General features: G+C 61.9%; 22 protein-coding genes and 1 tRNA gene. 8 read left to right on the top strand and 15 right to left on the bottom strand.

The window, feature by feature from the left end:
- The first annotated feature begins 6 nt into the window (after positions 1–6).
- Genes CAG22_RS09720 through CAG22_RS09730 form a run of 3 tightly spaced genes read left to right on the top strand, consistent with a single transcriptional unit; the run spans position 7 to position 3,621 of the window.
- Positions 7–1,527, top strand: a complete 1,521-nt coding sequence (locus CAG22_RS09720) for an efflux transporter outer membrane subunit (protein WP_085593257.1) — start codon at positions 7–9, stop codon at positions 1,525–1,527.
- On the top strand, positions 1,524–2,621 hold the full coding sequence (locus CAG22_RS09725) for an HlyD family secretion protein (protein ID WP_025337676.1): 1,098 nt from the start codon (positions 1,524–1,526) through the stop codon (positions 2,619–2,621). Before CAG22_RS09720 ends, CAG22_RS09725 begins: the two co-directional genes overlap by 4 nt.
- Positions 2,611–3,621, top strand: a complete 1,011-nt coding sequence (locus CAG22_RS09730; RefSeq protein WP_085705374.1) for a DUF2955 domain-containing protein — start codon at positions 2,611–2,613, stop codon at positions 3,619–3,621. Before CAG22_RS09725 ends, CAG22_RS09730 begins: the two co-directional genes overlap by 11 nt.
- Positions 3,622–3,740: 119 nt before the next feature.
- On the opposite strand, the gene CAG22_RS09735 is transcribed toward CAG22_RS09730, so the two are convergent.
- The 15 genes from CAG22_RS09735 to CAG22_RS09805 all read right to left on the bottom strand — a co-directional run bounded on the left by CAG22_RS09735 (position 3,741) and on the right by CAG22_RS09805 (position 19,620).
- Positions 3,741–5,453 carry a SulP family inorganic anion transporter gene (locus CAG22_RS09735; protein ID WP_085705376.1) on the bottom strand — a complete coding sequence of 571 codons (1,713 nt, stop codon included), beginning with the start codon at positions 5,451–5,453 and terminating at the stop codon, positions 3,741–3,743.
- 285 nt (positions 5,454–5,738) lie between these two features.
- Entirely contained in the window at positions 5,739–6,839 is a 1,101-nt protein-coding gene (gene ychF, locus CAG22_RS09740) for a redox-regulated ATPase YchF (protein ID WP_013970895.1), read from the bottom strand.
- Positions 6,840–6,863: 24 nt separating this feature from the next.
- Positions 6,864–7,448, bottom strand: coding sequence for an aminoacyl-tRNA hydrolase (pth, locus tag CAG22_RS09745; RefSeq protein ID WP_008099045.1), 585 nt, complete (start codon positions 7,446–7,448; stop codon positions 6,864–6,866).
- Positions 7,449–7,527: 79 nt separating this feature from the next.
- Positions 7,528–8,121: a 50S ribosomal protein L25/general stress protein Ctc gene (locus CAG22_RS09750; RefSeq protein WP_013970896.1), complete on the bottom strand. Its 594-nt coding sequence runs from the start codon at positions 8,119–8,121 to the stop codon at positions 7,528–7,530.
- 121 nt (positions 8,122–8,242) lie between these two features.
- Positions 8,243–9,184 (bottom strand): ribose-phosphate pyrophosphokinase, encoded by a 942-nt coding sequence (locus CAG22_RS09755; protein ID WP_003247410.1) that lies wholly within the window; start codon positions 9,182–9,184, stop codon positions 8,243–8,245.
- 47 nt (positions 9,185–9,231) lie between these two features.
- Positions 9,232–9,306, bottom strand: a tRNA-Gln gene (locus CAG22_RS09760).
- Between the two features lie 20 nt (positions 9,307–9,326).
- Positions 9,327–10,187, bottom strand: a complete 861-nt coding sequence (ispE, locus tag CAG22_RS09765) for a 4-(cytidine 5'-diphospho)-2-C-methyl-D-erythritol kinase (RefSeq protein ID WP_075043753.1) — start codon at positions 10,185–10,187, stop codon at positions 9,327–9,329.
- A 3-nt stretch (positions 10,188–10,190) separates the two neighbouring features.
- Positions 10,191–10,808 carry a lipoprotein insertase outer membrane protein LolB gene (lolB, locus tag CAG22_RS09770; protein ID WP_075043754.1) on the bottom strand — a complete coding sequence of 206 codons (618 nt, stop codon included), beginning with the start codon at positions 10,806–10,808 and terminating at the stop codon, positions 10,191–10,193.
- Between the two features lie 4 nt (positions 10,809–10,812).
- Positions 10,813–12,534 (bottom strand): tetratricopeptide repeat protein, encoded by a 1,722-nt coding sequence (locus CAG22_RS09775; protein ID WP_085705378.1) that lies wholly within the window; start codon positions 12,532–12,534, stop codon positions 10,813–10,815.
- A gap of 187 nt (positions 12,535–12,721) precedes the next feature.
- The gene (locus CAG22_RS09780; RefSeq protein ID WP_085705380.1) at positions 12,722–13,447 is read right to left on the bottom strand and encodes a phosphocholine cytidylyltransferase family protein; all 726 of its coding nucleotides are present in this window, start codon (positions 13,445–13,447) and stop codon (positions 12,722–12,724) included.
- The gene (locus CAG22_RS09785; RefSeq protein ID WP_085705382.1) at positions 13,444–14,046 is read right to left on the bottom strand and encodes a type 1 glutamine amidotransferase; all 603 of its coding nucleotides are present in this window, start codon (positions 14,044–14,046) and stop codon (positions 13,444–13,446) included. Before CAG22_RS09785 ends, CAG22_RS09780 begins: the two co-directional genes overlap by 4 nt.
- Positions 14,043–16,403: a PEP/pyruvate-binding domain-containing protein gene (locus CAG22_RS09790; RefSeq protein ID WP_085705384.1), complete on the bottom strand. Its 2,361-nt coding sequence runs from the start codon at positions 16,401–16,403 to the stop codon at positions 14,043–14,045. Before CAG22_RS09790 ends, CAG22_RS09785 begins: the two co-directional genes overlap by 4 nt.
- Before the next feature lie 59 nt (positions 16,404–16,462).
- The gene (locus CAG22_RS09795) at positions 16,463–17,773 is read right to left on the bottom strand and encodes an ATP-grasp domain-containing protein (protein ID WP_085705386.1); all 1,311 of its coding nucleotides are present in this window, start codon (positions 17,771–17,773) and stop codon (positions 16,463–16,465) included.
- A 12-nt stretch (positions 17,774–17,785) separates the two neighbouring features.
- Positions 17,786–18,403, bottom strand: coding sequence for a phosphatidylcholine/phosphatidylserine synthase (locus CAG22_RS09800; RefSeq protein ID WP_085705388.1), 618 nt, complete (start codon positions 18,401–18,403; stop codon positions 17,786–17,788).
- 23 nt (positions 18,404–18,426) lie between these two features.
- Complete coding sequence (locus tag CAG22_RS09805) at positions 18,427–19,620, bottom strand: hypothetical protein (RefSeq protein WP_256582418.1); 1,194 nt, start codon at positions 19,618–19,620, stop codon at positions 18,427–18,429.
- An 802-nt stretch (positions 19,621–20,422) separates the two neighbouring features.
- Here CAG22_RS09805 and hemA point away from each other — a divergent pair.
- The 5 genes from hemA to murI are packed head-to-tail and all read left to right on the top strand — an operon-like array spanning position 20,423 to position 25,148.
- Positions 20,423–21,700: a glutamyl-tRNA reductase gene (gene hemA, locus CAG22_RS09810; RefSeq protein WP_085587332.1), complete on the top strand. Its 1,278-nt coding sequence runs from the start codon at positions 20,423–20,425 to the stop codon at positions 21,698–21,700.
- Complete coding sequence (gene prfA / locus CAG22_RS09815) at positions 21,697–22,779, top strand: peptide chain release factor 1 (protein ID WP_013970909.1); 1,083 nt, start codon at positions 21,697–21,699, stop codon at positions 22,777–22,779. Before hemA ends, prfA begins: the two co-directional genes overlap by 4 nt.
- Complete coding sequence (gene prmC, locus CAG22_RS09820) at positions 22,779–23,609, top strand: peptide chain release factor N(5)-glutamine methyltransferase (RefSeq protein ID WP_013970910.1); 831 nt, start codon at positions 22,779–22,781, stop codon at positions 23,607–23,609. Before prfA ends, prmC begins: the two co-directional genes overlap by 1 nt.
- A complete protein-coding gene (locus CAG22_RS09825; RefSeq protein WP_025337684.1) occupies positions 23,603–24,358 on the top strand; it encodes a molybdopterin-synthase adenylyltransferase MoeB in 756 nt (251 codons plus the stop codon). Before prmC ends, CAG22_RS09825 begins: the two co-directional genes overlap by 7 nt.
- The gene (murI, locus tag CAG22_RS09830) at positions 24,351–25,148 is read left to right on the top strand and encodes a glutamate racemase (RefSeq protein WP_085705390.1); all 798 of its coding nucleotides are present in this window, start codon (positions 24,351–24,353) and stop codon (positions 25,146–25,148) included. Before CAG22_RS09825 ends, murI begins: the two co-directional genes overlap by 8 nt.
- Positions 25,149–25,176 lie beyond the last annotated feature (28 nt).

Genomic DNA, 25,176 nt, shown 5'->3' on the forward strand with positions numbered 1-25,176 from the left:
CCTGCCATGCCCGGACGCCTCTGTGGTTGTGCACTGAGCCTGGCTGCCATGTTGGTGGGCTGTACCCAGGTCGGCCCGGATTTCCAGCCGCCGCAGGACCCGTGGCTGAGCACCTGGAACACCCCGCTGCTGGAGCAAGCCGGGCAGAAGGCCGCGGCGCCCGACCTGCGCCAGTGGTGGGCCGTGTTCGCCGACCCGGCCCTGGATGCCTTGATCGCCGAGGCCGATGCCAACAACAGCAACCTGCGCGTGGCCGGCTTGCGCATCGCCGAAGCCCGCGCCCAGTTGGCCATCGTGCAGACCGGGCGTTATCCACAGCTGCAGCAGCTGCGCGCCCAGAGCCTGTACCTCAAGCAGGACCAGTCCGGCACTGCTACCGCGCGTGATTCGGTGTTCTGGCAATCCAGCGCGGGCTTCGACATCGGCTGGGAAATCGACTTCTGGGGGCGCTTCAGCCGCGCCATCGAAAGCGCCGACGCCGTCTACTTCGCCTCCCAGGCCAATTACGCCGATGCCATGTTGCTGTTGCGTGCGCAGGTGGCCGACACCTACTTTGCCCTGCGCACCACCGAGGCGCGGCTGGATATCGCCGAAGAAAACGCCCGCCGCCAGGCGCGCAGCCTGGAGATAACCGAGCGGCTGTTCCGTCATGGGGAAAACGACGAACTCGACTGGCAACAGGCGCGCACCCAGTACCTGGCTACCCAGGCCACCATCCCCGAGTTTCAGAACCAGCTCAATGCCCTGCGCAACGTGCTGTGCTCGCTGCTGGGCCGGCCGCCCGGGCCGCTGCCACAGCTGGATGCCGGCCACGGCCAGTTGCCGTTGCCGGACCGCGCCGTGCTGCAGGGCGTGCCCGCCAGCCTGCTGCAGCGTCGCCCGGACATCCGCGCCGCCGAGCAGGCGGTGGCGGCGCAGTCGGCGCTGGTCGGGGTGGCCGAGGCCGACCTTTATCCACAGCTGAGCCTGCTGGGCAGCATCGGCTGGAGCTTCGTCACGGCCAATCACCTGCCCGATACCTTCGACATCGCCGCCGGGCCCAGCCTGATCTGGAACCCGTTCGACTACGGCCGGCGCAAGAACGCCGTGCGCGTGGAAGATGCCCGCTTGCAGCAGCTGATCGAGCTGTATCACCAGGGCGTGCGCGAAGCCGCCCGCGAGGCAGACGATGCCGCCAGCGGGCTGGTGCGCTCGCTGCAGAGCGCAAGCATCCGCGACCAGGCCTCGCAGGCCGCGCAGCGCTCGCTGAGCCTGGCCAGCTCGCAGTACCGCGAAGGCTTTGCCGACTTCCAGCGCGTGCTCGACGCCCAGCAACTGCTGCTGCAGCAACAGGACGGCTACCTGGTCAGCCGCGGCAATGCCGTCAGCAGCCTGGTGACGTTGTACAAGGCCCTGGGCGGCGGCTGGGACGCCAGCCGCGCACCGATCGACCCGGCCACCCGCCAGCAGATGCAGCAACGCACAGATTGGGGCGAACTGCTCGACGAGCCAGCCCCCAGCGCACATGCACAAGGTGAAACGAAATGAGCGACGCTACGCCGACGCCACCCCCGCCAGCCCCCGATCGCGGCATGCGCTGGGTGCTGCTGCTGATTGCCGTGAGCCTGCTGTGGTACCTGCTGGCCGACCGTTTCACGCCCTATACCCAGCAGGCCCGCCTGCAGGCCTACGTGGTGCCGGTGAGTGCCGAGGTGGCCGGGCAGGTGAAGCGTGTGGCGGTGGGCAACAACCAGGAAGTACGCAAGGGCGATGTGCTGTTCGAACTGGACCAGGAACAGTACCGCATCGCCCTGGCCCGCGCCGAAGCCGACCTGGACACGGTACGCCGGCAGATCGGTGCCCACACCGCTGGCATCGACTCGGCCCAGGCGGCGCTGTTGGCGGCCCAGGCCAACGAGCGCAAGGCGCGGCAGGACGCCGAGCGGCTCAAGCGCCTGATCGATGAAGACCCGGGCACGGTGTCGGTACGCCGCCTGGAGGGCGCCCAGGCCAACCGCGATCAGGCCATCAGCCAGGTCGCGGCAGCCCGTGCCGAAGTGGAGCGGGCCCGTGAGCAGCAGGGCGGGGCGCAGGACGACAACGCCCAACTGCGCAGCGCGGCGGCCAATGTGGAAAAAGCCCGGCTGGACCTGGCGCGTACCGTGGTACGCGCCGATGCAAACGGGCTGATCACCGACCTGCGCACCGACGTTGGCCACTATGTCGGCGCCGGCAGCCCGATGATGACCCTGATCGCCATCCATGACGTGTGGATAAGTGCCGACATGACCGAGAACAACCTCGGTCGGCTGCGCCCAGAAACTCCGGTGCTGGTAGTGCTCGATGCGCTGCCCGGCACGGTGTTGAAGGGGCGCATTCGCAGCATCGGCTACGGCGTGAGCGTGGGCCAGAGCAACCCGCCGGGCACGTTGCCGACCGTGCAGAACAGCCGCGAGTGGCTGCGCTCGGCGCAACGCTTCCCGGTGATCGTCGAACTGGAGCGTGACCAGTTGCAGGACAAGAGCGGTTTGCGGGTCGGCGGCCAGGCCGAAGTCATGGCCCTGCCAACCGAGGGCAATCCTTTGAACCTGCTGGGCCGGCTGTTCATGTGGCTGATGAGCTGGCTGTCGTATGCCTATTGAGCTGCGCCGCCTGCGCGCCCTGCGCCTGGCCTGGGGCGTGGCGCTGTGCCTGGCGGTGAGTTTTGGCATCGGCCTGCCGGTGCCGATCCTGGCGCCGGTGTTCGCGGTGTTGTTGCTGGCCATGCGCAGCCAGCCCTTGCCCCTGCGTGCGGCACCGGCCCTGGCGGTGCTGGTGCTGCTTGCCTGCGGCAGCGGGCTGCTGCTGATTCCGCTGCTGCGCCATGCCCCGATGAGTGGGGTGTTGCTGGTGGGGGTGGGGGTTTTCCTGACCTTGCGTTATGCGCTGAAGGGCGGCAACGGCCTGCTGGCCAATTTGCTGGTGATCGGCCTGACCATGATCGCTGCTGCCGGCACCAGCGATTTCAGCCTGGCGCTGTCGGTGGTCGAAGCGCTGGCCAAAGGCATGCTGCTGGCGGTGCTGGGTACTGCGGCAGCGCATGTGCTGTTTCCAGAGCCGGCCGATGCGCCGGCGCAACCGGCACCGCCTCTGCTCGACAGTGACCAGGTGAGCTGGGTCGCCTTGCGTGCTACGTTGATCGTCATGCCGGCTTTCCTGCTGGCGCTGATCGCCCCGGACCAGTACATGCCGCTGATCATGAAGGCAGTGAGCCTGGGGCAGCAGGCCGGCGAAACCCGCGCGCGGCATGCCAGCCGCGAGCTGATCGGCTCGACCTTGCTTGCCGGGTTGCTGGCGATACTGATGTGGGGCGCGTTGAGCCTGTTCGTGCACCTGTGGATGTTTTTCCTGTGGGTGCTGCTGTTCGTTCTCTGGCAGGGGCGCAGGCTCTACCGTGCGGTGGATACCAGGCAAAGCCCGGCGTACTGGGTGAGCTGCCTGACGACCATGCTGATCTTGCTGGGGCAGTCGGTGCAGGACAGCGCGGGCGGGCAGGATGTGTACCGCGCCTTTGCTGTGCGCATGGCGCTGTTTCTGGCGGTGTCGGTGTATGCCAGTGCCATGCTCATATGGATTGATCGGCGGCGGGTTCGGACTGCTTAGTTCTTCTGTAATGGCCTCTTCGCGGGCACGCCCGCTCCCACAGGTACAGCGACAACCTTGAGGTTTGTGCGGTCCCTGTGGGAGCGGGCATGCCCGCGAAGAGGCCAGCCCAGGAAAACCTAGGGTTTCCAGTCAACCCCACTCTCTTCCAGGTAGGCATCCACCGCTGCCCCAACAGTGGGATGAAACGCCGACTCCCCCATATGCTCGAACAACTCGAACTGCCGCATCTTGTCCTTTACCGGGTCCTTCATCTCGGCAAACTGCAACTCCACCCCCCGCGCCTCCAGCGCCCGGTCCAGTTCGGCCAGCATGTCCGCCGAGGTGATATCGATGCTGGTCACCGGCTCTGCCGCAATCACCAGCCGTTGTACCGGGGTAGGCGATGCATCCACCGCCGCCATCACTGTGCTCTGGAACTGCTCGGCATTGGCAAAGAACAGCGGCGCGTCCCAACGCAGCAGCACCAGCCCCGGAATGCGTCGGGCCTGTGGATAACGCTGCACATCATGGTAACCGCGGGTGCCATCCACCCGTCCCAGCACCGCATGATGCGGCCGCCAGCCGTCCCACAGGAACTCGATAACCGATATCGCCACGGCAATGCAGATGCCAGGAATGGCCCCGAATACCGCTACGCCGACGAAGCAGGTGAACGACAGCCAGAACTCCCATTGCTGCATGCGGAAGATGCGCTTGAGGTCGGCAAACTCGAACAGGCCCAACGCTGCGGCAATCACCACCGCCGCCAGGGTGCTGTTGGGCAGGTGTTGCATCAGGTTGGGCGCCACCAGCAGCAACAGCGTCACCGCCAGCGCGCCGATGATGCCGGTGAGCTGGGTCTGCGAGCCGGCCGCTTCGGCCACGGGGGTGCGTGACGAACTGCTGCTGATGGGGATGCCCTGGAACAGCCCCGAGGCCAGGTTGGCCACGCCCAGGCCGAACATTTCCTGGTTGGGGTTGACCGGGGTCTTCATGCGCGCGGCGTAGGAACGTGACAGCACGCTGGTATCGGCGAACGACACCAGTGCCACCGCGATGCCGCCGAGCAGCACCTCCACCAGGTCGATATCGCTGACCCAGGGGAACACGAAGCTGGGCAGCCCCTGGGGCAGTTCGCCGAGCACTTTCACGCCTTGCTGGTCGAGCCCCAGCAGGCTCACCGCCAGCGTGGCCAGCACCACCGCAATGAGAATGCCCGGCAGGCGCTTGAACGGCTTGAGCAGCAGGATCAGCGCCAGGCTACCGCCACCGACCACGAAGCTTGGCCAATGGCCTTCGCCGGCGAGCAAGCCCTGGATCAGGTTCCAGGTATCCCGCAGCGGGCCCTGGCTGTCGACCGACAGGCCGAACAGTTTGGGCAACTGGCTGATCAGCACCGTGAGGGCGATGCCGTTCATGTAGCCATAGCGGATCGGCTTGGACAGCAACTCTGTGATGAAGCCCAGGCGCAGCAGACCGGCGATCACGCAGAACGCCCCGGCCACCAGGGCCATCATGCTGGCGATGGCGATTGCCCGTTGCGGGTCGCTGGCGGCGTACTGCACCACCACCGCCAGGATCGGCGCGGCCAGTGCCGAGTCCGGGCCCAGCACCAGGATGCGGCTGGGGCCGAACAGGGCATAGGCCAGCAGCGGGATGATGGTGGCGTACAGCCCGTAGATGCCGGGCACGCCAGACGCTTCGGCATAGGCGATGCCCACCGGCACCAGCATGGTGGTGAGCACCAGGCCGGCGGCGATGTCTTTGGGCAGCCAGGCGGGTTGGTAGTGGAGCAGGGTGACCAGGCCGGGTAACCAGCGTTGCCAGTCGAGGCGGGGTTTTTCAGGCATGGGGCGTGCGTCCGGGGGAGGGTGCTGAATCACAGCTTAGATGCTGAATTCCGGGGCCGCTCTGCGGCCCTTTCGCTTTGATGCGAGGTCCAGAAAATGCGCGATACCTGTGGGAGCGGGCATGCCCGCGAACACCGGCGCAGCCGGTGCCATGCACCGCGTTGCATTTCTTTCGCGGCTAAAGCCGCTCCCACAGTGGGCGCGTGCCACTTGCCAGATGCCAGAAAAAACAAAACCCCTTGAGGCGTTGGCCTCAAGGGGTTCGTGGGTACTGCAGTCTGGCGCTTAGACGTTGAAGCGGAAGTGCATCACGTCACCGTCCTTGACGATGTAGTCCTTGCCTTCCAAACGCCATTTACCGGCTTCCTTGGCACCGCTCTCACCCTTGAACTGGATGAAGTCGTCATAGGCCACAACTTCAGCGCGGATGAAGCCTTTTTCGAAGTCGGTGTGGATCACGCCAGCGGCTTGTGGTGCAGTGGCACCGACGCGTACGGTCCAGGCACGTACTTCCTGCACGCCGGCAGTGAAGTAGGTCTGCAGGTTCAGCAGCTCGTAACCGGCGCGGATAACGCGGTTCAGGCCAGGTTCTTCCAGGCCCAGGGCCTCGAGGAACATGTCCTTCTCTTCACCGTCTTCCAGCTCGGCGATTTCCGCTTCGATCTTGTTGCACACCGGCACCACTACCGCGCCTTCTTCCTCGGCGATGGCCTTGACCACGTCCAGGTGCGGGTTGTTGTCGAAGCCGTCTTCGGCCACGTTGGCGATGTACATGACCGGCTTGCTGGTCAGCAGGTGGAAGCCGCGGATAACCGCCTTGTCTTCGGCGCTCATGTTCTTCATCAGGCTGCGCGCAGGCTTGCCTTCGGTGAAGTGCGGGATCAGCTGTTCGAGGATGGCCTTCTGCGCCAGGGCTTCCTTGTCGCCGCCCTTGGCGTTGCGGGCAACCTTCTGCAGTTGCTTCTCGCAGCTGTCGAGGTCGGCGAAGATCAGCTCGAGGTCGATGATCTCGATGTCACGCTTGGGGTCGACGCTGTTGGAAACGTGGATCACGTTCTCGTCTTCGAAGCAGCGCACCACGTGGGCAATGGCGTCGGTCTCGCGGATGTTGGCGAGGAACTTGTTGCCCAGGCCTTCGCCCTTCGAGGCACCAGCCACCAGGCCGGCGATGTCGACGAACTCCATGGTGGTCGGCAGGATGCGGTTTGGCTTGACGATCTCAGCCAAGGCATTCAAGCGCGCATCGGGCATCGGCACGATGCCGCTGTTAGGCTCGATGGTGCAGAAGGGGAAGTTCTCCGCCGCGATGCCAGACTTGGTCAGGGCGTTGAACAGGGTGGACTTGCCGACGTTGGGCAGGCCGACGATGCCGCAATTGAAACCCATGGGTATTCCCCTCTCTAAAGGAAATCAGGCCTTCTGGCTGTGCAGCTCGCGCATCGCCTTGGCGAAGTCGCCGGCAAGCACGTCCGGCAGCACGCCGAGGGCAAAATCGATGCTGGCGTCGAGCTTCTCCTGCTCGGCGCGCGGCGCGCGGCCCAGGACGAAGTTGGAGACCAGTTTGGCGTCGCCCGGGTGGCCGATGCCAAGCCGCAGGCGGTGGAAGTCGTTCTGGTTGCCGAGCTGCGCGATGATGTCGCGCAGGCCGTTGTGCCCACCATGGCCACCGCCGCGCTTGAGCTTGGCGACGCCCGGGGGCAGGTCGAGTTCGTCATGCGCCACCAGGATCGCTTCCGGCTTGATGCGGAAGAAATTGGCCAAGGCCGCCACGGACTGGCCGCTACGGTTCATGTAGGTGGTGGGGATGAGCAGACGAACGTCGTTGCCCTGATGGCTGAACTTAGCCGTCAGGCCGAAATATTTGCGGTCAGCGGTCAACGAGACGCGCTGGGCGCTGGCAATGCGTTCAACGAAAAGAGCCCCTGCGTTATGCCGGGTCTGTTCGTATTCGGGGCCGGGGTTACCCAGGCCGACGATCAACTGGATGGCGGTCACGTCAGGGGCTCTTCCTTGGAGTTGGTGGGTTACAGGGCGCGCGGCACTGTAACCCGATCAACGCCGGCGTGCGAGTGGATTACTCGGCAGCGCCTTCTGCTTCTGGAGCAACGCGTGGAGCGTGAACGTTGGCAACAGCTTTGTCATCACCGTGGGCCAGAGCTACGAACTCTACGCCTTTCGGAGCTTTCAGGTCCGACAGGTGGATGATGGTGCCGATTTCAGCGTTGGCCAGGTCGACTTCGATGAACTCAGGCAGGTCTTTGGCTTCGCAGGAAACTTCGATCTCGGCTTCTACGTGGGAGATCTCGCCGCCTTTCTTGACCGGGGCTTCTTCATTGATGAAGTGAACCGGTACCTTGGCGGTCAGTTTCTGGCCAGCAACGACGCGAACGAAGTCGGCGTGCATGATGAAACCTTTGGCCGGGTGGCGCTGCAGAGCCTTGACCACGACGTTTTGCTTGGCGCCGTCGACGTTCAGTTCCAGAACGTGGCTGAAGGCAGCCTCGTTTTCGAACAGCTTGGTGATTTCCTTGGCCAGGATGGTCAGGGACTGGGCGTCCTGGTTACCACCGTAGACAACGGCTGGGATGTTCGCGGAGTGACGCAGGCGGCGGCTCGCACCTTTCCCCAGGTCAGTACGCGCTTGGGCGTTCAGAGTGAATTCGGTCATTTTGTTTCTCCAAAATAGCCCCCCGAGGGCGTTTGCGACCAGCGCCAACGGGGATGGCAAAAAAGCCCCGCCCCAACAACCAGTGTTGGGGCGGGGCGCTTTTCGTCAGCGTGTGTTCCGCTTAGCGGAACATCGCACTGATCGATTCTTCGTTGCTGATGCGGCGGACCGCTTCAGCGACAACCGGTGCGATATCCAGCTGGCGGATACGGTCACAGGCTTGAGCAGCGGCGGACAGCGGAACGGTGTTGGTCACCACCAGCTCGTCCAGTACCGACTTCTCGATGTTCTCGATCGCGCGGCCCGACAGGACAGGGTGCGTGCAGTAGGCGTAAACCTTGGCAGCGCCGTGTTCTTTCAGGGCTTTGGCCGCGTGGCACAGGGTGCCGGCGGTGTCGACCATGTCGTCTACCAGGATGCAGGTGCGCCCTTCGACGTCGCCGATGATGTGCATCACCTCGGAGTGGTTAGCCTTCTCGCGGCGCTTGTCGATGATACCCAGGTCGACGCCCAGGGACTTGGCGACGGCACGTGCGCGCACGACACCACCGATGTCCGGGGAGACGATCATCAGGTTCTCGAAACGCTGGTCCTCGATATCGTCGACCAGTACGGGCGAGCCGTAGATGTTGTCGACCGGGATATCGAAGAAACCCTGGATCTGGTCAGCGTGCAGGTCGACGGTGAGTACACGGTCGATACCTACGACAGTGAGCATGTCAGCGACGACTTTGGCGCTGATGGCTACACGTGCCGAACGCGGACGGCGGTCCTGGCGGGCGTATCCGAAGTAAGGAATCACGGCGGTGATTCGGGATGCTGAGGAGCGGCGGAAGGCGTCGGCCATCACTACCAGTTCCATCAGGTTATCGTTGGTCGGGGCACAGGTCGGCTGAATAATGAAGACGTCTTTACCGCGGACATTTTCATTGATCTCAGTGCTGATCTCGCCGTCGGAGAACTTACCGACAGAGACGTCACCGAGAGGGATATGCAGCTGACGTACGACACGCCGAGCCAGATCGGGGTTGGCATTCCCCGTAAAGACCATCATCTTGGACACGCGCAGTACCTGAAGGCTGAGGGTAACCTGGATGAGTATAAGGAAAATGGCAGGGGCGGCTGGATTCGAACCAACGCATGGCAGGATCAAAACCTGCTGCCTTACCGCTTGGCGACGCCCCTGTATCTGTTGCTGCGAACGCTTATGCGCTCGACTTCTTGACCAGACTTTGCAGCTTGCGATGCAACATCGAAACGTTGCTTCCTTTCGCCACAAACCCTGTTTGGGTCGCTGAAAGAAGGGCCAGAACTTTATCAGCTTCGGCTTTGCTTGGGAAGGCCCCAAACACACAACTTCCAGTACCGGTCAGTCGAGCCTCAGTGAATTTACCCAGTGAATTCAACGCATTGCGAACTTCCGGGTAACTCTGCTCTACCACCGGTTGGCAGTCATTTCGACTGTTTCCCTCGGGAACGGGGCGCATCTTAAGGGGGAGTGAATCACGTGTCAACTGTGGATGTGAAAAAATTTCTACTGTGCTGACAGACACTTGCGGCACCAGCACGACATACCACGGCTCTTCCGGGTCGACCGGGGTCAGTTGTTCACCCACGCCCTGGGCGAACGCCGCGTGGCCGCGTACGAATACCGGTACGTCGGCGCCCAGGCTCAGGCCCAGTGCGGCCAGGCGGTCTTCGTCCCAGTCCAGTTGCCACAGGTGGGCGAGGGCCAACAGGGTAGTGGCGGCATCCGAGCTGCCACCGCCGATGCCGCCGCCCATGGGCAGCACCTTGCTCAGCCAGATGTCGGCGCCCATCGTCGTGCCGGATTGTTCCTGCAGCTTGCGCGCGGCACGCACGATCAGGTTGCTGTCGTGCGGTACCGCCTCGATCTCGGTATGCAGGCGGATCACGCCGTCGTCACGTACGGCGAAGCTCAGTTCGTCGCCGTGATCGAGAAACTGGAACACGGTTTCCAGCTCGTGGTAGCCGTCCGCGCGGCGGCCGATGATGTGCAGCCACAGGTTGAGCTTGGCCGGGGCGGGCAGGGTAAGGGTTTGCATGTATCAGTGCCCCAGCTGGCGCGGCTGCCAGTCCTTGACCACCAGGGTCACGTCGAGGTTTTTGCCGTGCAGCTTCAGGCGCTCGGGCAGCCAGTAGCCGTTCTGCTCGGTGTAGCTCAGGTACTGCACCTGCCAGCCATCCTGGTCGAGGCTGGCCAGGCGGCTGTCGCCGTCCAGGGTCAGCTTGCTCTTGCTGTCGGGGGCGGGCAGGCCGCGTACCCACCAGACCAGGTGCGATACCGGCAACTGCCAGCCCAGCTGTTCTTCCAGCAGCGCTTCGGGGCTGGGGGCCTCGTAGCGGCCCTGGTTGGCCACTTCCAGTACCACGCCGCCGGGGCGGCCGGTAAGGCGTGCGGCGCCACGGCCCAGCGGGCCGGCCAGGCGAATGTCGTAGTAGTCCTGGCGTTGCAGCCAGAACAGCGTGCCGCTGCCCGAGTCGCGCGGGGCACGGATGCCGACCTTGCCGTTGATCTGCCAGCCATCGAGGCTGCTCAGCTGCTCTTTATGGGCGCGCCACTGCTGCGGGTCGCCGTGGCCCTGCAGGGCCTCGCGGCTACCGAAGCCGGCACAGCCGGCCAGCAGGGCGATCAGGGTGAAGGTAATGCAATGGCGCAGGAACATGGCGTTAGAGAGTCTCGGATCCGGTCAGGCGCAGAATGGTCTTGCGCAGGATGGGGCTGTCGGCCTGGGCTTCGAAGCCCTTGGCCCAGACCTGGCGGGCTTCGCGGCGCTTGCCGTTGGCCCATAGCACTTCGCCCAGGTGGGCGGCCACTTCGTGGTCGGGGAAGCTGGCAAAGGCCTTGCGCAGGTAGGTTTCAGCCTCGTCGAGGTTGCCCAGGCGGTAATTGACCCAGCCCAGGCTGTCGAGTACCGCCGGGTCGTCCGGGGTCAGCTGATGGGCCTTGTCGATCAGCGCCTTGGCTTCGCTGTAGCGGGTGGTGCGGTCGGCCAGGGTGTAGCCGAGGGCGTTCAGGGCCATGGCGTTTTCCGGCTCGCGGGCGATGATGGCGCGCAGGTCTTTTTCCATCTGCGGCAGGTCGTCACGCTTTTCGGCCAGCATGGCGCGGGTGTAAAGCAGGTTGAGGTCGTCCGGGTAGCGCTGGATGGCTTGCTGCAGCACCTGGCTGGCCTGGGCGTCCTTGTTGTTGTTGCTGTAGCTTTCCGATTCGATCAGGAACAGCTGGATGGCGTAGTCCGGCTGGGCTTCGCGGGCATCGGCGAGCAGGCGTGAGGCTTCGGTACCTCGGCCGTTGGCGATCAGGATGTCGGCCTGGCGCAGTTGCGCCGGCAGGTAGTCGGGGCCCGGGCCGACCAGGGCGTATTCACGCAGGGCGCCTGCAGGGTCGTGGCGCTCCTCGCGGATGCGGCCCAGGTTCAGGTGCGCGGCGTCGACGTTGCTGTCGCGTTCGATCAGCTCCTGCAGGTAGCCCTCGGCTTCATCCCAGTCCTTGTTCTCCAGGCACACCAGGGCCAGCGAATAGCGCAGCTCGTCGTCCTCGGGGTATTGCTGGACCAGGCTGAGGAACTCGCCCTTGGCATCGGCGATGCGGTCCTGTTCGACCAGGGTGCGGGCGTAGGTCAGGCGCAGGCGCTTGTCGTCCGGGTTGTCGCGAATCGCCCCGCGCAGCAGTGGCAGGGCCTCCGGGCCGCGGTCCAGGGCTTGCAGCAGGCGCGCGCGCAGCAGGATCGGGGCGATTTCGCCGTTTTGCGGCGGGTGCGACTCGAGCAGTTCCAAGGCTTCTTCGGCCTTGCCGTCCTGGTTCAGCAGCAGGGCCTTGCCGAACACCAGTTGGCCGTTGTCCGGGTACTTCACCAGCAGGCGTTCGAAGCTTTGCAGCAGGCCGTCGCGGGTGCTCTGGTCGGTTTCGGCGGCGGACAGGGCGAGGAAATCGAAATGGGTGTCGCCCTGGCCCTGCAGGACCTTTTCCATGTACGCCATGGAGTCGTCATAGCGGCCGGCACGGGCCAGCTGGATGGCGGCGGCGCGCTGGGCATCGAGGTTCTGCGGGTCGTTGCGGGCCCAGACCAGGGCGTTGTCCAGTGCCGGTTCGTCGGCGCCGAGGTATTCGGCAATGCGGTAGGCGCGCTCGGAAACCCCGGGGTCCTGGGTTTTCGCGGCCTGGTCGGTGTAGTTGGCCAGGGCGATGTCGAAGCGGTTGCGCTGGCCGGCCAGTTCTGCCACCAGCAGGCTATAGAGCGTGTCCTGCTTGAACGAGCCATACACCACGGGCTTTTCCGCCTCGCTCTTGCCGGCCTCGGCGACGGGGGGCTCGGCCTTTTGCGGGGCCAGGCTCTGGCAGCCCTGGAGCAGGGCGAAGGCAAGCAGCAATGCGTATGGTTTGTTCATAGAAGGCTTTAAGAGGACTCACCGGCGGTCGGAGCATGATGACACAAGCGCGGGGGCAAACCCACCTGCGAAGGTCGTGGTTTACAGGCTGGGTGGTGCAGAGTGGGACAGCGGGGTGGGGGAGAGGTTCGAAGGGGCTTCTGACGCAATGACCCAGCCCCTGCCTGCGCCGACAATTTTGTCCAGATCACAGGTCAGGATAGATCCGCTCGTATAGTGCCACGTCGCTGGGGCAGTCAATTTCTCCCCAGGGAGCGTGCGTCGCCACGCCGGCGACTGGAAAACCTTCGCTGACTAGTGCCCCTAAAAGCGATGTCATGTCAGTTTGGTCGCGTGCCTGAGGCGTGAGCCCTTGCAATTGCCTTTTCAACGCCTGCCAACCCGCTGGCGTGACTTTGAACAAGCCTATGTACTGGCCCTGAATTACCTCAAGACTGGTAGCGGTCTGTCCAATAGCGCTCACCAATCCATCGACTAAGCGGAAGTTCTCCAGGTCTGGTAGCGGATCGTTGAAGCGTTGCTGCCAGAGACGCACTGCAGCGGGATCGTAGCCCAGGACAATATCGGCTGGATGGTTAATTAGCTCGGATACTAGGGTGCTGTCGTAGAAGATGTCACCGTAGCTAACAAGGCAAGGCTCTGCGCTCAACCAACCGCTGGCGCAATTTAGAGAGCTGAAAATACCGGAGCTGTGCCAGCGGTGGTTGTGAAACAAAGTGTCGGCGAATGGTGCAAGCATTTCGCTTCGATAGCCTGCAACGATGCCAACCTCGCTGACATCGCATCGACGGAGCGTTTCAATCGCGCGCTGTAGCAGTGGCACACCATTAAAGGGTACCAAGGCCTTGGGGCGTTCATCGGTCAGGGCTTGTAAGCGACTCCCGCGACCTGCAGCAAGAACAATGGCTTTCATGAAAAAGCTCCCAAGGCATTTCGCACGCGTTGAATATCCAATGGATCGGCAGGTAGCTCTCGCTCGGGGTGCCACATGATCCCGGTATGCCGACGGTGGTCGTCATACACAGCCTCGATCACGCCGTCGTCGGCCAGGGCTAGTACGCGGTAGCCGTCGGGCGCCTCCCGAAAGCCGTATTCATGATAGGAATTCACTCGCCGCCGTTGTTCTTGCATGTTGATCATGTGTTCGCCTACATGGCCGGCCAAGCGTTCCAAAGAGCCGCCAGCTCGCGTCAACATTACCTGCATGCCGCGGCATACACCGAGCACTGGAAGCCGTAGATTTTCCGCAAGATCAAGCAAGACCCTCTCAGTGGCGTCGCGTGTGTCGGCTGTCCCGCTCAGGGCCTGGCAGCTCCCTCCACCAGTAAGCAAGAGGCCCTGAGGGCGCAATGATTGGACTAGCGCCATGCTGACTCTCGGATCGTTTGGAAGGTACAGCGGGGTCAGCCCACATTGGTCTAAGAATTCAACCCAGCGCTGGTCGAGCGCGTCCCGCCATTCCTGGCGTTCGGCGTTGAACTGCCTGAGCATGGTCATCCCAACCAAAATCATGCCAACACCTGTATACGCCGCTCGGCGCAGTCGAGCAGCAGGTTTGTCGCCGCCAATAGAGTTTTGAATCGAGTATCGCCCACGCCGATAGCTGCGGGAATGGCGAACTCTCGGGCTCGGATCGACATATGCGAGTTCTCGCCGCCGTAGGCAGTGATGAAACCAGCAATGCGGTGGGTAAAAATCCAATCAAAACCCGGATCAGCGTTTTCGATTAAGACAATGCAATCCTCAATGTCCGGTGCCAATTGCCCTGGAAGCACTTGGGCCACCCGCGCGTGAGTGGCACGTCGAGTGATGAAGTTGGGATTGCACCAGTGCACTCGATGGCCGAATAGATCTTGCGGCTGACAGATGATGCTTGGCGTACGGACTAACTGCGTTTCATGCCAGCGGCTGCGGTTGTGGGCAATCGCTTGATGCAAACGTTTGCGATCGATGTCGGCGTAAACGCTGGTAAATTCGGTGATTTGCGCAAAGCTGAGTTGGTCGCGGTCAAAACCATGTACCTCACCCCAATCGCATAGTGAGCGCAAAACATCCGAAACAAACGCTGCATAGAGGTATTTGAGCTTCTCGCGCGATGCAATAGCGGCCTGAGCAAATTGCAGGAACTGCTCGGCGGAAACGTTAAGACCGCACTGGTCAAAAGCTTGCTGAATGGCGTTGACCTGGGCCCGAGATACAGTTAGCCCGTTCATAGATTTTTGGGGCCGCTGTAATGGGCGCTGCCAGTCAAAATAACGCTCCGGAGTCTCGTCGTAGCGTGACACACGTATATCGTAGGTACCCGGCCGGACATGACCGTGCAGCTTTAGGAAATCGTCCTTATGCAACGTCTGGAAATCGCTGGCCATCTCGCGACCAATACTATTGACCCCTCCGGTCACATGATCGATGAAACCGGCAGATACTACCCCCGCTGTTTCCAGCGATTTAATTATTGCGGTACCTATGAACGCTGCACGGGCAGCGCCAGCGAATATTTCAGCGACCACGTTGGCCGCCGATAGGCCATTCCTCATACGTTGCAAGGACTCGCGCCGAGGTTCCCCCGCCATTAAACTCTGCACCTTGTCAGTAATACTCGGTAGGCGTGTCAGGTCGGAGAAGAATGGGCCGCTGGGGGAGATAATGTGCTCGGTCAACTGGCGTAGCTCGTTCAAGTAGCATTCGTGCTGCTCGGTACTAAGAGTCCGGAGCGCCGGCAGCTCGGCAGCGGCACCGGGGCTAGTAAGCTCTGGCGTGAAGCAAGTAGGAATGATCGCGAACTCGATCTTGTCATGCAGATGAGGATGCATGGCCAAGTAGTCGCCGCACTGTTCGACTACGCGCTCGGCAACATCTTGAGGTACCGAGGCAGGGATGAATGACTCGATGCTGTGGGCAATGCAGATGTAAGGAGAGCCACCCACCTGGTACATCAGCGGTTTGCGCCGCAGATCCCGGTAGCCGTATCGGAACCTGGCAGAGGCCCAATTAAGGTCGGTGATCAGCTCCTTATATAGCGAGTAGGCTAGCGCCCGTGGCTTGGTACCGATCATTTCCGCCGGGTTCCAGTCCGGCATAAGGCCAAGGAAGGCTGTCGACGTAGGACGCGGATGGCGTTGCTTGCAGATCAGCTCTTCGAGCTGAGAGGCCTCGTGCTCCAAAACTTTGCGTAGTTGGGCGTCGGCAAGTGCGCTGGCATCACGGGGCCCATCCGCGGTCATGGGACGCACTTGGAATAGCAGAGGGCCATCGACAGTGATCGCGAACTCTATGTCCAAGGCATCGTGCCCGGTTAGAACTTGTACCTCTTCGAGCAACGAAAACAGCCCTGGTAATTCCGCAGGCTCGCTTGCCGCCTCGCTGCCAAGGGAGACGAAAGCGTGCACAGTCTCGTTGCCGGCAGTGACACCGTCGGTGCTGGCACCTAGTACATAGTCAACTACGTAATATGGCAAACCCGTCTCTGGATCACGGGTCATCGCCACTCCGCTGGCCAATACACCTCTCGCCATCTGCTGCACCAGCACCTCATCGCGCTCGCGAGCTAGGCCGTAGGATGCGATCACCGTCTTGATGGCTTCGCCGAGTGCCTGGCCGCCACACACATCTAGAATTGACGCGTACATCCCTGCACCGGAATGGCCGTCGCGGTCTTCGGCTAGACAGCTGGATCTTACAATCAGCGGCTCATCGCCAAAGAACGCCTGACAGTGCGCGATCACTGCCTGCCAGTCCTCCCGCCACTGTGCCACGGTGAATCGATGAAGGGGCAACACTTGCCCGGTGCTCAGAAGTGGTGCCAGTTGCTGCAGGGTATCGGCCTTGCCGGAAAAAACGAACACGGGAGAAGGATTTACCGAGTGCATATGTCTTCCCTAATCAGTCCAATCAGTCCTTCGCAGGGGGCTGTCAGTTTGTGTCAGGTTTAAGCCAACTCGGCGCCGGTATAAGTCGCGAGTTCAAGGCCGTAAAGTGAGGACAGCTCGCGCAGGAAGCGATTGCCCTTTTTCGCCGCAGCGTAGGGGCAGTCGTCCTCAACGATGACGTGGCCAATCGTGCCGATGTTGCCGCTATAGACGTTTACCGCCTGGCCAGGCGCAACGTGGGCGGTGCAAAACCGGATGTTGTACTTGTCCAGTAATGGCTGTAGGGAGTCGGGGGCGTAGTCGTTGGCGATATGACCGCCATTGCGGGAGGCGACAGTTACGACGCTACCTGCGCGCTGAAGCACTGAGTCGTCAATTAGAATGGGCTCGCCTAGGTGCAGGCGGACTAGCAGTTCGAACGGGTCGATGCCGGTCAGCATCCGGTACATCTGCGGCGCTACGCTACCCATCATGCGTGCGTTGATCTCCACTAGACAGGGCCCTTTGGCATCGCGCAACAGTTCAACATGATAAAGGCCAACATCCAGCCCCAGAGCGCTGAACACTGCCTGCACATATGCTTTGATCTCGTCGCGCTGTGCTGCGTCAAGGCCTGACGGCATGGTCGCGGTCATTTCTAATATTTCGCTATGGTCGGCGCGGAAACGGATGGTGGTCGCAAAGCAGGAGACTTTGGCGTCTTGGACGATGACTTCCGCTGAATGCAATGTACCGTCGATGTATTGCTCGACCAGATAGTCGCGGCTTATCAAGTGGTCGATCATAGGATCAGCACCCTTGCGACTCTGGCGCAGCTCGGCGAGAAAGGCGTCAAAGTCGGCCTGGCTATGGCAAATGGCGGAAAACTGCTTGGCGAATCCGCGGGTCGGCTTGACAACGAATGGCAGCGACAAACTCGGAGCGACCCCGTTGATCAGTTGCTCTTCGCTCAGTACTTCAAAATCAGGAGAGCGTAGTCCGTGTGCCCGCAGCGTCTCGCGCAATCGACTCTTGTATACCGCCCCGGACAGAGCTTCGTACCTCGGGTAGAGGGTGCCGATACGCTGGGCCTCACGCGCCACCGGTACTATGGCTGCTTCAGAGGTAGAGATGAGGGCGTCAATAGGACGCTCTGCGTGCAGGTTGGCCAACAACTGGCTGAGTTCGCCGTCTTCCAGGTTATCGATACGCAAATAAGTATCCACATATCGCAGGTAAGGCTCGAGACGGGAGGTGTCGTCCTTGATCGAGATCGTCAGGAACGAGGCGTCGCGCTGATGAATGAAGGTGACATGGCAGCCAAGCCGTTTGGCTGCCTCAAAAGCCAGCAGGCCGCTTACGGTGCTGTCGACGAAAACCACGTGTTTCATTGGAACCTCGGATTACCAGGGATGAAAGTAAATGGTGCTGAGCCCGAACAGCATTGCGAAGCAAGCGACCGTCGAAGGTGCGCCATACTTGGGAATTCTCAAGCTGGTGACCTGGAGGATGCCGACCAGGGCCACCAGGCCGACGATCACACCGGCACCGTAATGCCCGGCCGATAGCCCCATCAGCGCCAGCGCAAAGACAAATCCTGAATATGTGGTGGGTAGCCCCTGATATCCCCCGCCAGCCGATGTGCTGGGCATGCCAAACAGCGATAGCCGCAAAATGGCCGTGAAAACCAGAGTTGCTGCGGCCAGCGTGGCCGAAAGAGACTGGTCGAGGATTAGGATGACAAGGGCTGGCGTGATGCTGAAATTGAGCAAGTCTGCAAAACTGTCTAGATGCTTGCCGAAGGCCCGTTGCGCGCTGTTCGCCGCCAGGTAGCGTCGGGCTATGTGGCCGTCAAGGAAATCGAGCATCGCGGCCAGGCAAATCACCGTTGCCGCCAGAACGAACCGTCTTTGCAACGCAAAATAAACAGTACCGAAGGCCAAACCGATATTGAACATTGTTAATATGTTCGCCAAATCCAAAAGGCGGACGAACGGAAATGCACGCGCTAATGTGGGCATGCTGTTCTTCTTGAGGAAACTATTTAGACAGGTTGTTTTCCCTTGATCGCAACTGTCTTTCGAAGGGCGTTGGTTGCGACGAAATAGAAAGCAACGAAGATAACGCTCGTGCTGAACAGGCCTGCATACTTAACCAGAATTGAACCGGCGAAGATGGTAATTATCATGCCTAAGTACACCCCGGCATACTGGACAGATGCCATCAACGGCATGGCACTGGTAGGTGTGCTCCTGACAAGATCGGCTTGCAACTTGAAAAATGTCAGTTCGAAAAAGAATATGTAGAAAAAATACGCGATGTAACTGGACTGAATATCATGGCCGAAGGCTGCGAGCATCATGAACAGGCCGCTGGCTACAGCCATCGGCATAGGTAGCGGTCGCAAATTACACTTGTCCAAACGATAGAACAGTACTGCGCCCACCAAAGCTGCCACACTATTGACGGCCTGCAACAAACCGACATACACCTCTCCCAAGCCCAGCACATGGGCCGGTAACAGCACCCTGGACACATTGAAGAAGCCCTGAAAAAGGCTGACGAAGACGATGAACTGATAGAGGCTGAGGCGTAGCGCGGGATACTCCTGCAAAAGCGACCCAAGGGCAGTCAATAGTCTTGGTGTGACCTGCAAGGTGATCGGAGGCTTTGTTGGCGCAGGTAGTAGATAGCCTGCCAAAGCCGCGATGGAAAAAAGACTGACAGTAATGAGCAGGGCTAACCCAGGCGTCATGTTGGCTTTGAACAGTACCAGACTGATGCCTGCCAGGCCGCCGGCAATGAATTGTGCGGTGAGTGTCAGAGGCACTGAGCTGGCGATTTGCGCACTCGGGAAATAACACTTGATGGCAACAATACGCCCTACCCGTTGCAGCGCATCCAGGGCGCCAATGACTACCGCGCCTAACACGGCGACTTCCACATGATGTGGCAGGATCTTGTAGGTGGCCGCCGCGCAGCCCAGCGACAGCAAGTTGGCACTCCACAGCAAGGTGCGTGGCGCTAGATAGTCAGCCAGGCGGTAGATAGGAACGACAAGAATTACCGGCAGAACCATTGGCGCAAACAGCACCACTTGGGAAAGTATTAGGCTGGCAGTATTAGCATAAATATAGTAGGAAAGATAAATATAACTCAGCGTAGAGGCCGAAATGGCACACAAGTTAACGCCCCAAAGGAGCACTGAGTGCCTACGAGATGCTGCAAACTCTTCCATTGCTCGCGCCTATTATATAGCTTCCTGCCATGCATGAAGCATACCCTGCATAGAAAATCGTTTTAAGATAGGTTAAACAAGAATTAAAAATGCTTGTTTTGGGTGCGTCACCAAGTAAATGTGCATCATTGCAGTCCGTCAACATCTTTACTAATCCTCACCAACATAGCTTCTAATCATCAGCAAAATTAGTAGATAGAAAAAACCGACTGACTGATACAGCCATGCTATCCCACTCGTATCGCTGTCTCGGTGAGGAATATCGATGTAGCGGCGTCAAGACTAGGTGCGGAAGGAGGGTAGGGCAACAGCTGGGCATGTATTTGGGAAATGGACTACAAGACTGTGGATAAGTCTTATGGACATATGTCAAAAGTCTTCTCGGCCTGGTCGGCGTAGTTGGCTAGGGCGATGTCGAGCCGATGGCTCTGGCTTTTGCTGTGACTGTTGCTTCTAAGCGCGCGGTAGATCAGGTGCTGCAGATTGCGACTTCAGGAGGCCGAGCGTAGGGCTTGCTCCCGGGAGGACTGCGCTGCAGGCCTCATTCTGGGGCCCAGCGCTTGACGGGCATCCATGCCCGTCACCTCCATGCGCAAGGCCTGCGTTCGGCCTCCTGAAGTCGCGAAGATCAAGATCAGGATCAAAAGCCAGATCAAAAGCCGGCAAGACCTGAAAACACCGCTAGATCAGGCTACGAAAAGGCGATAGCCGCACGACTATCAGCGCAATAGCGAACGGTGGTTGTCCAAAAACCTGCGAAAGAGGACAATTATCGGCTTCCCGTCACAACCAGCGACCTTGCATGGCCTTTCTTGCACTTGGTATCAACCATAAGACTGCCTCGGTAGACGTACGCGAGCGCGTGGCGTTTACCCCAGAGCAGCTGGTAGACGCCCTGCAGCAGCTCTGCCGGCTGACATCCAGCCGCGAAGCGGCGATTCTGTCGACCTGCAACCGTAGCGAGCTCTATATCGAGCAGGACCACCTGTCCGCCGATGTGGTGCTGCAATGGCTCGCCGACTACCACCGCCTCAGCCTGGACGAGCTGCGCGCCAGCGCCTACGTGCACGAAGAGCACGAGGCGGTGAAGCACATGATGCGGGTGGCCTCCGGCCTGGACTCCCTGGTGCTCGGCGAGCCGCAGATCCTCGGCCAGATGAAGTCCGCCTACGCCGTGGCGCGTGAGGCTGGCACCGTCGGCCCATTGCTCGGGCGCCTGTTCCAGGCCACTTTCAGCGCCGCCAAGCAGGTGCGCACCGACACCGCCATCGGTGAAAACCCGGTGTCGGTGGCGTTTGCCGCGGTCAGCCTGGCCAAGCAGATCTTCAGCGACCTGGGCCGCAGCCAGGCCCTGCTGATCGGCGCCGGCGAAACCATCACCCTGGTCGCCCGCCACCTGCATGAGCAGGGCGTGCGCCGCATCGTCGTGGCCAACCGTACCCTTGAGCGGGCCAGCATTCTGGCCGAGCAGTTCGGTGCGCACGCCGTTCTGCTGGCCGACATCCCCCAGGAACTGGCCAACAGCGACATCGTCATCAGCTCCACCGCCAGCCAGTTGCCGATCCTCGGCAAGGGCGCGGTCGAGAGCGCGCTGAAACAGCGCCGGCACAAGCCGATTTTCATGGTCGACATTGCTGTACCGCGCGATATCGAAACCGAAGTCGGCGAACTCGACGACGTCTACCTGTACACTGTCGATGACCTGCACGACGTAGTGGCGGAAAACCTCAAGAGTCGCCAGGGCGCGGCCCAGGCCGCCGAAGAGCTGGTGTCGGTGGGGGCCGAAGACTTCATGCTGCGCCTGCGCGAGCTGGCCGCGGTGGATGTGCTCAAGGCCTATCGCCAGCAAAGCGAGCGCCTGCGCGACGAAGAACTGCAAAAGGCCCAGCGACTGCTGGCCAACGGCGGCAACCCCGAAGAGGTACTGGCCCAACTGGCCCGGGGGCTGACCAACAAACTCCTGCACGCACCCAGCGTGCAATTGAAAAGGCTCTCGGCCGAGGGCCGCCTCGATGCGCTGGCCATGGCCCAGGAACTCTTTGCCCTCAACGAGGGCTCGACGGACAAATCCCCGCAATGAAAGCGTCGCTGCTGAACAAACTGGAAATCCTCCAGGACCGCTTCGAAGAACTCACCGCACTGCTCGGTGATGCCGAGGTCATTTCCGACCAGACGCGCTTTCGCGCCTATTCCCGTGAATACGCCGAAGTCGAGCCGGTCTACGCTGCTTATAAAGAGTGGCGCAAAGTCCAGGACGACCTCGAAGGTGCCCAGGCGCTGCTCAAGGACAGTGACCCGGACCTGCGCGAAATGGCCGTGGAAGAAGTGCGTGAAGCCAAGGAACAACTGCTGACGCTGGAGTCGCAGCTGCAACGCATGCTGTTGCCCAAGGACCCCAACGACGGCCGCAACGTGTTCCTCGAAATCCGTGCCGGCACCGGTGGCGACGAGGCGGCGATCTTCTCCGGCGACCTGTTCCGCATGTATTCGCGCTACGCCGAAAAGCGTGGCTGGCGCCTGGAAATCCTCTCCGAGAACGAAGGCGAGCACGGCGGCTACAAGGAAATCATCGCCCGCGTCGAGGGTGAGAGCGTGTACGGCAAGCTCAAATTCGAGTCCGGCGCGCACCGCGTACAGCGCGTGCCCGAAACCGAATCCCAGGGCCGTATCCACACCTCCGCGTGCACCGTGGCGGTACTGCCCGAGCCGGACGAACAGGCGGCCATCGAGATCAACCCGGCCGACCTGCGCGTGGACACCTACCGAGCATCCGGTGCCGGTGGCCAGCACGTCAACAAGACCGATTCGGCGATCCGGATCACCCACTTGCCCACCGGTATCGTGGTCGAGTGCCAGGAAGAGCGCTCGCAGCACAAGAACCGTGCCCGCGCCATGTCCTGGCTGTCGGCCAAGCTCAACGACATGCAGACCAGCGCCGCGCAGAACGCCATCGCCACCGAGCGCAAGCTGCTGGTCGGCTCGGGTGACCGTTCCGAGCGCATCCGTACGTACAATTATCCACAGGGCCGGGTGACCGATCACCGCATCAACCTGACCCTGTACTCGCTGGACGACATCCTCGCCGGTGGCGTGGAGGCGGTGATCGAACCGCTGCTGGCCGAATACCAGGCCGATCAACTGGCCGCCCTGGGGGACTGATGACCATCATCGCCAGCCTGCTGCGCAACGCGCAGTTGCCAGAATCGCCCACCGAGCGGCTGGATGCCGAGCTGCTGTTGGCCGCGGCCATCGGCAAGTCGCGCAGTTACCTGCACACCTGGCCCGAGCGAATCGTCAGCAGCGAAGATGCCGAGACCTATGCCGGCTACCTGCAGCGCCGCCGTGGCGGCGAACCGGTCGCCTACATTCTCGGGCTGCAGGGCTTCTGGAAGATCGACCTGGAGGTTGCGCCGCATACCCTGATCCCGCGGCCGGATACCGAGCTGCTGGTCGAAGCCGCGCTTGAACTGCAACCCGCCACGCCGGCCAAGGTCCTTGACCTGGGCACCGGCACCGGCGCGATTGCCCTGGCCCTGGCCAGCGATCGCCCGGCCTGGCAGGTAACTGCAGTGGACCGGGTGGAAGAGGCCGCCGCCCTGGCCGAGCGCAACCGCCAGCGCCTGGGCCTGGCGAACGCCCAGGTACGGCTCAGCCACTGGTTCGACAGCCTGGCCGGCGAGCGTTTCGACCTGATTGTAAGCAACCCGCCCTACATCGCCGCCGCAGACCCGCACCTGGTCGCCGGTGATGTACGCTTCGAACCCAGCAGCGCGCTGGTGGCCGGCGCCGATGGCCTGGACGACTTGCGCGTAATCGCTGCCCAGGCCCCCGCGCACCTGGTGCCGGGTGGCTGGTTGCTGCTGGAACACGGCTACGATCAGGCAGCGGCGGTGCGCGCCTTGCTGGCTGAACAAGGCTTCATCGAGGTCGCCAGCCGCACGGACCTGGGCGGCCATGAACGCATTACCCTGGGGCGCCTGCCATGCTGAGTGATCAGGAACTGCTGCGTTACAGCCGGCAGGTATTGCTGGCCCAGATCGACATCGACGGCCAGTTGCGGCTCAAGCAGAGCAAGGCGCTGATCGTCGGGCTCGGTGGCCTTGGCTCGCCAGTCGCCTTGTACCTGGCCGCTGCCGGGGTGGGTGAGCTGCACCTGGCCGACTTCGACACCGTCGACCTGACCAACCTGCAACGCCAGGTGATCCACGACAGTGCCAGCGTCGGCATGAGCAAGGTCGATTCGGCCTTGCAGCGCTTGCAGGCGATCAACCCGGAAATCAGCCTGGTTGCCCATCGCCAGGCTCTGGACGAGGACTCGCTGGCGGCAGCTGTCGCAGCGGTGGACCTGGTGCTGGATTGCTCTGACAATTTCGGTACCCGCGAGGCGGTCAACGTCGCCTGTGTCGCGGCTGGCAAGCCGCTGGTCAGCGGTGCGGCGATCCGCCTGGAAGGGCAGTTGTCGGTATTCGACCCACGGCGTGACTACAGCCCTTGCTACCACTGCCTGTACGGCCATGGCAGCGAAGCCGAACTGACCTGCAGCGAAGCCGGTGTGATCGGCCCGCTGGTGGGCCTGGTGGGCAGCCTGCAGGCGCTGGAGGCGATGAAGCTGCTGGCCGGGTTCGGCGAGCCGCTGGTTGGCCGCCTGCTGCTGATCGATGCTCTCGGCACTCGTATCCGCGAACTGCGGGTCAAGCGCGACCCGGCCTGTGCGGTCTGCGGCAAGCGCGATGGCTGAGCGCTCGGCGCCGGTCGGCGTGATGGATTCCGGAGTCGGCGGCTTGTCGGTGCTCGCAGAGATCCAGCGCCTGCTGCCCAACGAGACGCTGTTGTATGTGGCCGATTGCGGGCACATACCCTACGGCGAGAAGTCGCCGGACTATATCCGTGAGCGTCTCCGACGCATTGCTGCGTTCTTCCATGAGCAGGGCGCCAAGGCCATGGTACTGGCCTGCAATACCGCCACGGTGGCGGCGGTGGCCGACCTGCGCGAGTTGTACCCGACCTGGCCGCTGGTGGGCATGGAGCCGGCGGTGAAGCCTGCTGCCGCCGCCACGCGCTCGGGCGTGGTCGGTGTGCTGGCCACCACAGGTACCCTGCAGAGCGCCAAGTTCGCCGCCTTGCTCGACCGCTTTGCCAATGACGTGCAGGTCATCACCCAACCTTGCCCGGGGCTGGTCGAGCTGATCGAGACCGGCGACCTGGCCAGTCCGGCGCTGCGCCAGTTGCTGCAAGGTTATGTGCAGCCGTTGCTGGCCGCTGGCTGCGACACGTTGATCCTCGGCTGCACCCATTACCCCTTCCTGCGCCCGTTGCTGGCCGGCATGGTGCCAGCCGACGTGGCCATCATCGACACCGGTGCCGCAGTGGCGCGCCAACTGCAGCGGCTGCTGGGCGCGGATGACCTGCTGGCCGATGGGCCAACCCGGGATACCCGCTTCTGGACCAGCGCCGATCCGCAATCACTCAGAAAAATCCTACCTTTGCTGTGGCATAAGTCCGACAGTGTGCAAAGCTTTTCATTGTGAAAAAAACGTGAAAAGAAGCTGAACTATC

Origin of the sequence: Pseudomonas sp. B8(2017), assembly GCF_002113575.1 — a bacterium.
Classification (GTDB): Bacteria; Pseudomonadota; Gammaproteobacteria; order Pseudomonadales; family Pseudomonadaceae; genus Aquipseudomonas; species Aquipseudomonas putida_Z.

Coding starts and splice junctions, on each gene's coding strand:
- CAG22_RS09720 (WP_085593257.1), top strand. CDS start 7: ATGCCCGGACGCCTCTGTGGTTGTGCACTGAGCCTGGCTGCCATGTTG.
- CAG22_RS09725 (WP_025337676.1), top strand. CDS start 1,524: ATGAGCGACGCTACGCCGACGCCACCCCCGCCAGCCCCCGATCGCGGC.
- CAG22_RS09730 (WP_085705374.1), top strand. CDS start 2,611: ATGCCTATTGAGCTGCGCCGCCTGCGCGCCCTGCGCCTGGCCTGGGGC.
- CAG22_RS09735 (WP_085705376.1), bottom strand. CDS start 5,453: ATGCCTGAAAAACCCCGCCTCGACTGGCAACGCTGGTTACCCGGCCTG.
- ychF (WP_013970895.1), bottom strand. CDS start 6,839: ATGGGTTTCAATTGCGGCATCGTCGGCCTGCCCAACGTCGGCAAGTCC.
- CAG22_RS09750 (WP_013970896.1), bottom strand. CDS start 8,121: ATGACCGAATTCACTCTGAACGCCCAAGCGCGTACTGACCTGGGGAAA.
- ispE (WP_075043753.1), bottom strand. CDS start 10,187: ATGCAAACCCTTACCCTGCCCGCCCCGGCCAAGCTCAACCTGTGGCTG.
- lolB (WP_075043754.1), bottom strand. CDS start 10,808: ATGTTCCTGCGCCATTGCATTACCTTCACCCTGATCGCCCTGCTGGCC.
- CAG22_RS09775 (WP_085705378.1), bottom strand. CDS start 12,534: ATGAACAAACCATACGCATTGCTGCTTGCCTTCGCCCTGCTCCAGGGC.
- CAG22_RS09780 (WP_085705380.1), bottom strand. CDS start 13,447: ATGAAAGCCATTGTTCTTGCTGCAGGTCGCGGGAGTCGCTTACAAGCC.
- CAG22_RS09785 (WP_085705382.1), bottom strand. CDS start 14,046: ATGATTTTGGTTGGGATGACCATGCTCAGGCAGTTCAACGCCGAACGC.
- CAG22_RS09790 (WP_085705384.1), bottom strand. CDS start 16,403: ATGCACTCGGTAAATCCTTCTCCCGTGTTCGTTTTTTCCGGCAAGGCC.
- CAG22_RS09795 (WP_085705386.1), bottom strand. CDS start 17,773: ATGAAACACGTGGTTTTCGTCGACAGCACCGTAAGCGGCCTGCTGGCT.
- CAG22_RS09800 (WP_085705388.1), bottom strand. CDS start 18,403: ATGCCCACATTAGCGCGTGCATTTCCGTTCGTCCGCCTTTTGGATTTG.
- CAG22_RS09805 (WP_256582418.1), bottom strand. CDS start 19,620: ATGGAAGAGTTTGCAGCATCTCGTAGGCACTCAGTGCTCCTTTGGGGC.
- hemA (WP_085587332.1), top strand. CDS start 20,423: ATGGCCTTTCTTGCACTTGGTATCAACCATAAGACTGCCTCGGTAGAC.
- prfA (WP_013970909.1), top strand. CDS start 21,697: ATGAAAGCGTCGCTGCTGAACAAACTGGAAATCCTCCAGGACCGCTTC.
- prmC (WP_013970910.1), top strand. CDS start 22,779: ATGACCATCATCGCCAGCCTGCTGCGCAACGCGCAGTTGCCAGAATCG.
- CAG22_RS09825 (WP_025337684.1), top strand. CDS start 23,603: ATGCTGAGTGATCAGGAACTGCTGCGTTACAGCCGGCAGGTATTGCTG.
- murI (WP_085705390.1), top strand. CDS start 24,351: ATGGCTGAGCGCTCGGCGCCGGTCGGCGTGATGGATTCCGGAGTCGGC.